Raw genomic sequence first — 7,669 nt, 5'->3', positions numbered from 1 at the left:
ACATACCACAAACGTGGCTTTGTCGAGCGCCAAGGCGATCGGCTGGCAGGTCACGGCCGCCGTCGAAAACAAGGCGGCCAGGTGCGCGAGCGAGACGTTGCCGCAATCGAGCTCCTTGCCATTGGCATCCGCGGCGATCGTGCCCCGCAAGCATGATTGCACGCCATAAAGCCGGTAGAGCTTGCCATCGTCGCGCCACGTATCTCCCGTCAGCAGCTCGACGCTTTTCGATACCATGAAGGGAGCGGCTGTCGCGCTTCTTGGCTCGACGCCTGCGGCGCTCACGGCGTGGGCGGTCGCGAGTGAGATAAGCGCTGCGAGGCTAGTTCGCTTCATCGGTCTGGAACTGTTTGCCGAGATCTAAGGCATGTTCGAGATCCGGCCGCAGGGACTTGCCGTCCTTGTTGCGGCCGATCGCAGCCATCTCGAAGAAAACCATGGAATCGTCGTCATAGGAGACCGAATAGGGATCGTTGGTATTGCCAGCTCCGACGAGTGCAAAACACGAAACCGCGTCCGGCACCCCGGATTGGCTTTTCAGGACCAGCGTCTTGCACAACACGACGGAGGCGCGGGTGTTATAGACAGCCTCGTCATAGTCCCGCACGGCCTTCGTGCAATCCCATTTCTCAGCCTTGTAGGTGATATTGGGTTTCGGGCAGGCCGCGAGCCCACGCAGCCTGTAGATGACGCCGTTGATGACGCGTTCAGTGGCGGACCTGATGTCCACCGGCTTTGCCAGCGGTATCACCTCGCGTTGAAAAAGGCCTCCGCGTGCGTCGTAGCGCTCGTAGACGAAGGTCTTTTCGCCAGGCTTTGCGAACTTCTGCAGATACGCGGTCGAGGGCTGCTCGAACGGATGCGGCTCGTTGGTGCCCAGATCGGCGGCGCCTACGACGGTGCTGTGGAACAACAATGCCGCGAGGAAGAAGAACTGCTTCATCGGAAAATTGGCCTCGATCCTGCTTCTCGTATTGACACTTTACTTTGGCACCATGTACCCATAGTAAAGTGTCAACCTTGGTGGCGCAATGAAAAACCGGATCGCCCTTGCGCTTTCTCTCTCAGCCGTCATGGCGCCATTAGGCGCCCATGCGGACAACACGAGTTCGACGCGCATCGCGGTGGCATTTGCTCTGCCTGCCCGCCCGGCGGTTTCGACCCGTTCGGCCGCTGAGAACGGTTTGCCGATCGGTGGCAGGTGTGCGCCGACGGAACGCGGGCGGGCCGCGGCCTTGGTGCGCCAGATTGCTGAGGAAGAGGGCTTCGATCCGGACCTGACCGAAGCGGTTGCCTGGGCGGAAAGCGACATGGGCGGCAATCAAGGGCCGTCCCGCGCGGGCGCGCTCGGCATCATGCAGCTCATGCCGGCGACAGCGTCCCGTCTCGGTGTGACTGACAGGTGTGACGCGAATGCCAATATCCGTGCCGGCGTCCGCTATCTGAAAGCGCTTTATGATGAGTTCCATGATCCGCTTTTGATGTTGGCGGCCTACAATGCAGGCGAGCAGAACGTCTACAAGGCCAAAGGCATCCCGGTGAACGACGAGACCACGAAATACGTGGTCAAGGTGCTCAATCGCTGGAAGCTCGGCAAGCTGATCAAGGCTCCCCTTCCCAACCCTGTTGACGATCATCGCGCAGCCGCGACCGACGCGGTCGATGGCGTCGCCTGGCAAGATGGTCACGTCATGGATTTTGGCAACTGAATAGGAGTGAGACGAGGATGGATTATAAAAAGGCGGGCAAGTTCGCCCTGCAGTTTGTGGCCGCCGCGGCGATCGGCATGGCGCTGGCGCCGGCGAGCGCATACGCGCAGTCAGCTGCCCCGGTCGAGGGCGTGCTGGAATGGTTCGTCGGTGTGCTGCAGGGTAGCATTGCCCGATCTTTCGGGATCATAGCGGTTTGCTTTCTCGGCTTCCTTGCCATGACCGGCAGGCTGGTCTGGATGATGGCGCTTTCGATCATCATCGGCATCGCTCTGGTCTTTGGCGCTGCAGCTCTGGTCGATTCCATCCGGTCGACCGCTGGAGGCGCGTGACCGATGGAGGACGAGGAGGTCTATGTCGAGCCGGTCAGCCTGCCTCTGACCCGCCCGCCGATGAAATGGGGCGTGCGCTACGAGGTGTTCGCGCTTAACGGCATGGCTGCCGTCATCGGATTCATCGCGACCAGCAGCTTCACGCTCGGTCTCGGCCTGTTCAGCGCGACGCATTTGATCAGCGCCTATCTGTGCCAGCGCGACCCGTACATCTTCCACATAGTCGAACGCCGGCTGTCGAAGCGGGGCGCGGTCGCAAACTCGGGCTTTTGGGGCGCGAGGAGCTATTCGCCGTGAGCGTGAACGCCGACCTGAAATTCGCCAAAGCGCGTAAACGGGAAAAGCCTGTCGAGGCGCATGTCCCTTATTTGCGCCATGTCGACGACAATTTGGTGGTCGCCAAAAGCGGCTTTCTCCTCGGCGTCATTCAGCTCAGCGGCCTGCCCTTCCAGACGATGGACCAGGCAGAGCTCAACAGCCGGCTGTTCAATCGCAACACGACATTCCGCAATCTTTCCACCTCGCGTTTCGCCGCCTATGCGACCATCATCCGGCGTCATGTCACACCAGAGATCGAAGGGGATTTCGACAACCCTTTCGTGGCGGAGCTCGATGCCCGCTACATGGACGAGTTGGGCTCGAAGAATCTGTTCGTCAACGAGGCGTTCCTGACGCTCATCCGCCGGCCGATGGTCGGGCGGGTCGGCTGGGTCGACAAGGCGCTCAATGCGTTCCGCATCAGCACGGCCGGCGAAGAGACACGTGAAGAGGCGATCGCCGAACTGCACGATGTCCTCAATAGCGTCACCAAGGACTTTTCGGCCTATGGCGCGCGGCTCCTGGGCGTGATGACGCGGCGCGGCAGCCTGTTTTCCGAACCTGCCGAATTCATCGCCAAGATCCTTGCCGGCGGCGCTGATGTCGAAATGCCGCTGCCGCGCATGAGCTTGGCGAGCGCCTGTGCGACCCGGCAAATCTTCTTCGGCAAATCCGCTCTGGAGATCAGGGGGGCGCAGGCGAGCAAGATCGGCGCCATGGTGTCGATCAAGGAATACCCGCCCTTCACCGCACCTGGCTCGCTGGATGGTCTGTTGCGGCTCCCGCATGAATTCATCCTGACGCAGTCATTCGCGATTGAGGATCGCGTGACGGCCATGCGCCGCATCAACACGATCTCGAACCAGGTCAGCGGTTCGGATGAGGCCGGGACCACGGTCGAGGATTCCGTGCACGCCGGCGCCGACAAGCTCGCCGGCGGCAAGGTCGTTTTCGGGCAGCACCACATGACGGTGATGGCGCTCGCTGCCGACGTCCAAGCGCTAAACCGCTCCCTGTCCGACATCACGGCCGAATTGTCGCGCATGTCGATCGTGCCGGTGCGGGAAACGCTCAACACCGAACTAGCGTTTTGGGCACAGCTGCCCGGCAATTTCAGCTACATCGCGCGCCGCGCCCTGATCTCGTCGCTGAACTTTGCTGGGCTGTTCTCGGGTCACAATTTTCCCTCGGGCCAGCGTGAGGGACTGCACTGGAAGCGGCCGATCGCGCTCCTCGAGACGACCAGCCAGACCGCCTATTATTTCAACTTTCACGTTCACGACGTCGGCCATTTCACCGTTTTCGGCCCGACCGGTTCGGGCAAGACGGTCGTGCTGTCGTTCCTGATGGCCCAGGCGATGCGGATTTCGCCGCGACCCCGATGCGTCTACTTCGACTATATGCGCGGCGCCGAGCTCTTCATCCGCGCGCTCGGCGGCCGCTACGAGGTCATGGAGCCGATGCAGGCCACCGGCTTTGCGCCGCTCCAGCTCGAGGACACGGCGGAAAACCGCACGTTTCTCGAAGGGCTGCTGCGCTACTTGCTCACCCCTGACGACGCTTCGCTCGACGTGGCTGAAATGCGCGTGATCAACACGGCCGTCGACAAGGTCTACAAGATCCCGCGCCAACAGCGCGCGTTCGAGTTGCTGCCGGAGGTGCTGCGCGGCTCGCTGACGCCCGGAATGAACGACCTCGCGGCGCGCATTGAACCGTGGCTGAACCCTGGCGACAAGGGCTGGCTCTTCAACAACCCTGTCGATCTCGTCGATTTCTCGAAGCCGGTGGTTGGGTTCGACATGACCAAGATCCTGGCCGACAAAAAATTGCGCTCGGCCGCCCTGCTCTACATCTTCCATCGGCTCGAAGAGATCATGGACGGCACGCCGCTTCTGATGTTCCTCGACGAAGGCTGGAAGCTGCTCGATGACGACGTGTTTGCCGCCTTCATCAACGAGACGCTGAAAACGATCCGCCGGCGCAACGGCGTCGTCGGTTTTGGCACCCAGACGGCCGAGGATGTGGTCAACTCGTCGATCTCGTCCTCGCTGATCGAGCAGACGAAAACCAACATTTTTTTCCCCAATCCGAAGGCGAGCAAGGATTCCTACATGGCGCGCTTCTCGCTGACGGCGAAGGAGTTCGAGTTCGTGCGCCGGACCGCCAAGGAGACGCGCACATTCCTGGTCAAGCACGACAGCGATTCCGTCGTGGCCAAGCTCGATCTGTCGGCCATGCCCGACCTCATCAAGGTGCTGTCGACCAACGAAACCAGCATCAAGGAATGCGAACGGCTGCGCGAGACTTACGGGCAAGAGCCGGAAGCGTGGCTGCCCTACCTTTGTGGATGGGAAAGCGAGCATGAAGAAGCGGCTTAGCAGCGTGATCGCCGCGGCCGCGATTATGCCGGGGCAGATGGCGGTTGCCCCGGCGCTGGCGCAAATCGCGGTCATCGACAATTCCAATCTGGATCAGCGCGCGCAAGACGAGCAGCACAGCGCAAAATCGCACGATTCCAAATCGGACGAGAAGGAGAAGAAAAAGAGCCTCGTTTGCACCTATACGAACAAATACAGGTCGCAAATGTTCAGCCGCCCCCCAGGCGAGGCGCTGAGCCGCGACGCGGAAAACGCAAGGCTCATCCGCTACTATGCGCAAAAATATGGCGTTCCGGAGGGCCTAGCGCTGTCGGTCGCCTACCAGGAATCGCGCTTGGACAGCTGTGCCGGCTCGCACACCGGCGTCAAGGGCGTGATGCAACTGACGAAGGGAACGGGCAGGCAGCTCGGCTTCGATCGCGACATCAACGAGCAAAACATCGAGGGCGGGGTCAAATATCTCGGCAAAGGCGTCGCACAATGCGGCGCCAGCAACTACAGTTGCCTGGCGAGTTTCTATAACGGCTCGAACGCCGCCGAACAGGCTGGGTGGGCCTCGGGCGTCGGCCGATGGCACGGCTATTTTGACAATTACGTCTCCAGCGGAGAGGCGCCGGCGGCGTCCCCGCCGGCGATCAGCATCGTGACCTCGAGCGGACCGGGCGGCGCTGCTCAGAATGGGGCCCTCGATTCCGTCTCCAAAGCCGCGGCCAACCTCGACACCAGCTCCGCACGGATGACTGCCAATTCCTCGCAGATCGCCGCGCTCGCCGGCGGGGTCGGACAGGTTGGCGAATACAAGGACGCCTGGGAGCTCAACTCGTCCGCTCGAAGTCTCAATGCCGACGTGACCGGCCAATATATCGGTCAGGCCTCGGACTTCACCGCCCTGCTCGGTCAGTTTCTTTCGTTGAACAACGTCGGAGCCTCGCAGACCGCGCGGATCATTGCCGCGCCGCAAGGTGGATCCCCAAATCCTTTTTCATGCGACCCGGCCGAGCTTGAACGCCTGCGGATTGATCGAAGCCAATGGCTACCCTGTGCGAGCCGGAGCGCCGAGAGCGGTTCGGGGAACGCGCAGTCGGTGCAGATCAACGTAGATCCAAGCGGCGCGGCGCGCGCAATCGAAGCAATCCAGGAATAGGAGGCTGATGTGAGAAAAATCGCTATCGCAGCAGGGGCGGCACTTCTGTCGAGCGCCGCTCATGCGCAGATCGCCGTCATCGACAATGCGAATTTGGACATTGCCCGCCAGAACGCCGACAATACCAATTCGATCATGGGCTCCAACAAGGACATCCTTGAGAAGAGCAATCAGATCCTGCAAGCCCTGACCGGCAGCCGCAACGGCTCTCTCGGCATCGGCCAAATGGGCCTGGGCGGCAACATGTCTATTGCGCAAGCGCCGAGCTTCGGCTCGATCCTCAATGGCGGCGCCCTCTCTTTCGGCGGGCTGTCGCCGGAAATCCAGAAGATCGCCGGAGCGGTCATCAACGGCCTGCAACTGGTCAAGCAGCTCCAGCAGATCACCGGCAATGGCAGCAGCGCCGTCAACACAGCCTATAACGGCAGCGTCAACGTCGCATCGCTCTTGAGCGCCCTCACCTCGCAGGCCTCACAAGGGGTCGCGCAACGGGAACAGTCGTTGCAGTCGGCCAGCGGCCAGATCGGACAGTCCGATGACGTGAAAGGCTCGGTCGATCAAAACACGCGCATGCAGCTCGAGAACGCGCGTGCGGTCAACGAGCTCATCGGGGTCCAGAACGGAGCCGTCGCCGCGCTTAACGAGGAAATGAAGACCCGGCTGTTGCGGCAAAGCCAGGTGCAAAAGCTGATGACGCCGGCGCAAGTCAATCCGTTCCAGAATTTTGGCACCAGCGGGAACTGATCGTTGACCGTGCGAGCGAAACGGATGCCAGCTTGGGGGCGGCGGGGCGGCGTGGTCGCCGCGGTGGCGAGTGTCATGCTGGGCGGCTGCGCCGGGCCAGGTCGCGAGCTCAAGGCGCCCTGCGCGCCGCTTGCCTATGCCGGCGATACGAGCTGCGGACCCCTGAAGCCGGTCAACGCGCCGCCCTTCGATCGTGTTGTCGAGGCTGGATGAACGGGCTGGCGACAAGCATTCTGGGCGGCATCGATGACGTCGGAAGGGGCTTTGTCTCCAGCGTTTACATGCAGCTCGGCTACGCGCTGGGGAATGTCTACGCGCTCATGCTCACCGTCTACATCATCTGGTGGGGGTACTCCATCCTCAGCGGCCGCGAGACGATTTCTCCGATCGAGTCGGTGTACCGCCTCGGTCGTGCGGTGGTCATCTATCTGCTGCTGAATGGTTGGGGCACGTTCTCCGAGACGATCTATAGGCTCGTGCAGGCCGTGCCGAGCGAAATCGGCAAGATCATCGTCGGGGCCGTGTCGCGAGCCACCGGCAACCAGCTCTCGGATCAAGATGCGATCCCGGCGCTCATCGACAATCTCTACCGCGGCGCCCAGGATGTGGCCAATCAGGTCTACAGCGGCACCTTCTACGACATATTCGGCGCGCTGCTTTCCACGATTGTGCTTTTGGCCGCCATCATCTTTTCGGCGCTTGCCATAGCAGCAATCATCGCGGCCAAGATCATGCTGTTCATCACTTTGGCGTTGGCGCCGGTCTGGATTGTCCTTTGGCTCTTCCGGTGGTCAAGCCGGATGAGCGAGGGCTTCATTTCGCTCACCACCTATCTGATCATCCAGCAAATCCTCATCTACGGCTTCCTGGGCTTTTATTTTTCGCTGGTCAATCTGGCCTTGAACACTGCCACCTCGGGAGGCGCCAGCGTCGACAACAAGATGTCGATGGTCCTGCCACTGGTCCTGGTCACGATCATCGGCATCTATGTGCTGATGCAGATCCCGGCGATCGCCTCCATCCTGAACGGTGGCGGCGATCTAA

General features: G+C 61.3%; 9 protein-coding genes and 1 pseudogene. 8 read left to right on the top strand and 2 right to left on the bottom strand.

Annotated elements, in window-relative coordinates:
• Nucleotides 1-285 (bottom strand): annotated as a pseudogene (locus EOA33_RS17595) (thermonuclease family protein); the annotation flags it as partial.
• 37 nt (nucleotides 286-322) lie between these two features.
• A complete protein-coding gene (locus EOA33_RS17590) occupies nucleotides 323-943 on the bottom strand; it encodes a hypothetical protein (protein WP_127406179.1) in 621 nt (206 codons plus the stop codon).
• An 88-nt stretch (nucleotides 944-1,031) separates the two neighbouring features.
• Here EOA33_RS17590 and EOA33_RS17585 point away from each other — a divergent pair, with 88 nt between their 5' ends.
• The 8 genes from EOA33_RS17585 to EOA33_RS17550 form a co-directional block, all read left to right on the top strand.
• Nucleotides 1,032-1,709, top strand: a complete 678-nt coding sequence (locus tag EOA33_RS17585; protein WP_127406178.1) for a lytic transglycosylase domain-containing protein — start codon at nucleotides 1,032-1,034, stop codon at nucleotides 1,707-1,709.
• A 17-nt stretch (nucleotides 1,710-1,726) separates the two neighbouring features.
• Entirely contained in the window at nucleotides 1,727-2,041 is a 315-nt protein-coding gene (locus EOA33_RS17580; RefSeq protein WP_066991230.1) for a TrbC/VirB2 family protein, read from the top strand.
• A gap of 3 nt (nucleotides 2,042-2,044) precedes the next feature.
• Nucleotides 2,045-2,338: a VirB3 family type IV secretion system protein gene (locus EOA33_RS17575; RefSeq protein WP_066991233.1), complete on the top strand. Its 294-nt coding sequence runs from the start codon at nucleotides 2,045-2,047 to the stop codon at nucleotides 2,336-2,338.
• Nucleotides 2,335-4,737, top strand: coding sequence for a VirB4 family type IV secretion system protein (locus tag EOA33_RS17570; protein ID WP_127406177.1), 2,403 nt, complete (start codon nucleotides 2,335-2,337; stop codon nucleotides 4,735-4,737). The genes EOA33_RS17575 and EOA33_RS17570 overlap by 4 nt, the downstream gene beginning before the upstream one ends.
• Nucleotides 4,721-5,881 (top strand): lytic transglycosylase domain-containing protein, encoded by a 1,161-nt coding sequence (locus EOA33_RS17565; protein WP_127406176.1) that lies wholly within the window; start codon nucleotides 4,721-4,723, stop codon nucleotides 5,879-5,881. The genes EOA33_RS17570 and EOA33_RS17565 overlap by 17 nt, the downstream gene beginning before the upstream one ends.
• Nucleotides 5,882-5,890: 9 nt before the next feature.
• Nucleotides 5,891-6,625, top strand: a complete 735-nt coding sequence (locus EOA33_RS17560) for a type IV secretion system protein (RefSeq protein WP_127406175.1) — start codon at nucleotides 5,891-5,893, stop codon at nucleotides 6,623-6,625.
• Nucleotides 6,626-6,649: 24 nt separating this feature from the next.
• Nucleotides 6,650-6,838, top strand: a complete 189-nt coding sequence (locus EOA33_RS17555) for a hypothetical protein (RefSeq protein ID WP_127406174.1) — start codon at nucleotides 6,650-6,652, stop codon at nucleotides 6,836-6,838.
• The coding region (locus EOA33_RS17550) for a type IV secretion system protein (RefSeq protein ID WP_145989177.1) at nucleotides 6,835-7,669 on the top strand (835 nt) is incomplete at its 3' end. The genes EOA33_RS17555 and EOA33_RS17550, both read left to right, overlap by 4 nt.

Origin of the sequence: Mesorhizobium sp. M4A.F.Ca.ET.050.02.1.1, from assembly GCF_003997725.1 — a bacterium.
GTDB lineage: Bacteria > Pseudomonadota > Alphaproteobacteria > Rhizobiales > Rhizobiaceae > Mesorhizobium.
Note: the sequence above shows the minus strand (reverse complement) of the source record. Positions and strands in the feature narration are given on the sequence as shown.

Bases quoted from the DNA above. Each gene is read 5' to 3' on its own strand.
- EOA33_RS17590 (WP_127406179.1), bottom strand. From the start codon at position 943: ATGAAGCAGTTCTTCTTCCTCGCGGCATTGTTGTTCCACAGCACCGTC.
- EOA33_RS17585 (WP_127406178.1), top strand. From the start codon at position 1,032: ATGAAAAACCGGATCGCCCTTGCGCTTTCTCTCTCAGCCGTCATGGCG.
- EOA33_RS17580 (WP_066991230.1), top strand. From the start codon at position 1,727: ATGGATTATAAAAAGGCGGGCAAGTTCGCCCTGCAGTTTGTGGCCGCC.
- EOA33_RS17575 (WP_066991233.1), top strand. From the start codon at position 2,045: ATGGAGGACGAGGAGGTCTATGTCGAGCCGGTCAGCCTGCCTCTGACC.
- EOA33_RS17565 (WP_127406176.1), top strand. From the start codon at position 4,721: ATGAAGAAGCGGCTTAGCAGCGTGATCGCCGCGGCCGCGATTATGCCG.
- EOA33_RS17555 (WP_127406174.1), top strand. From the start codon at position 6,650: ATGCCAGCTTGGGGGCGGCGGGGCGGCGTGGTCGCCGCGGTGGCGAGT.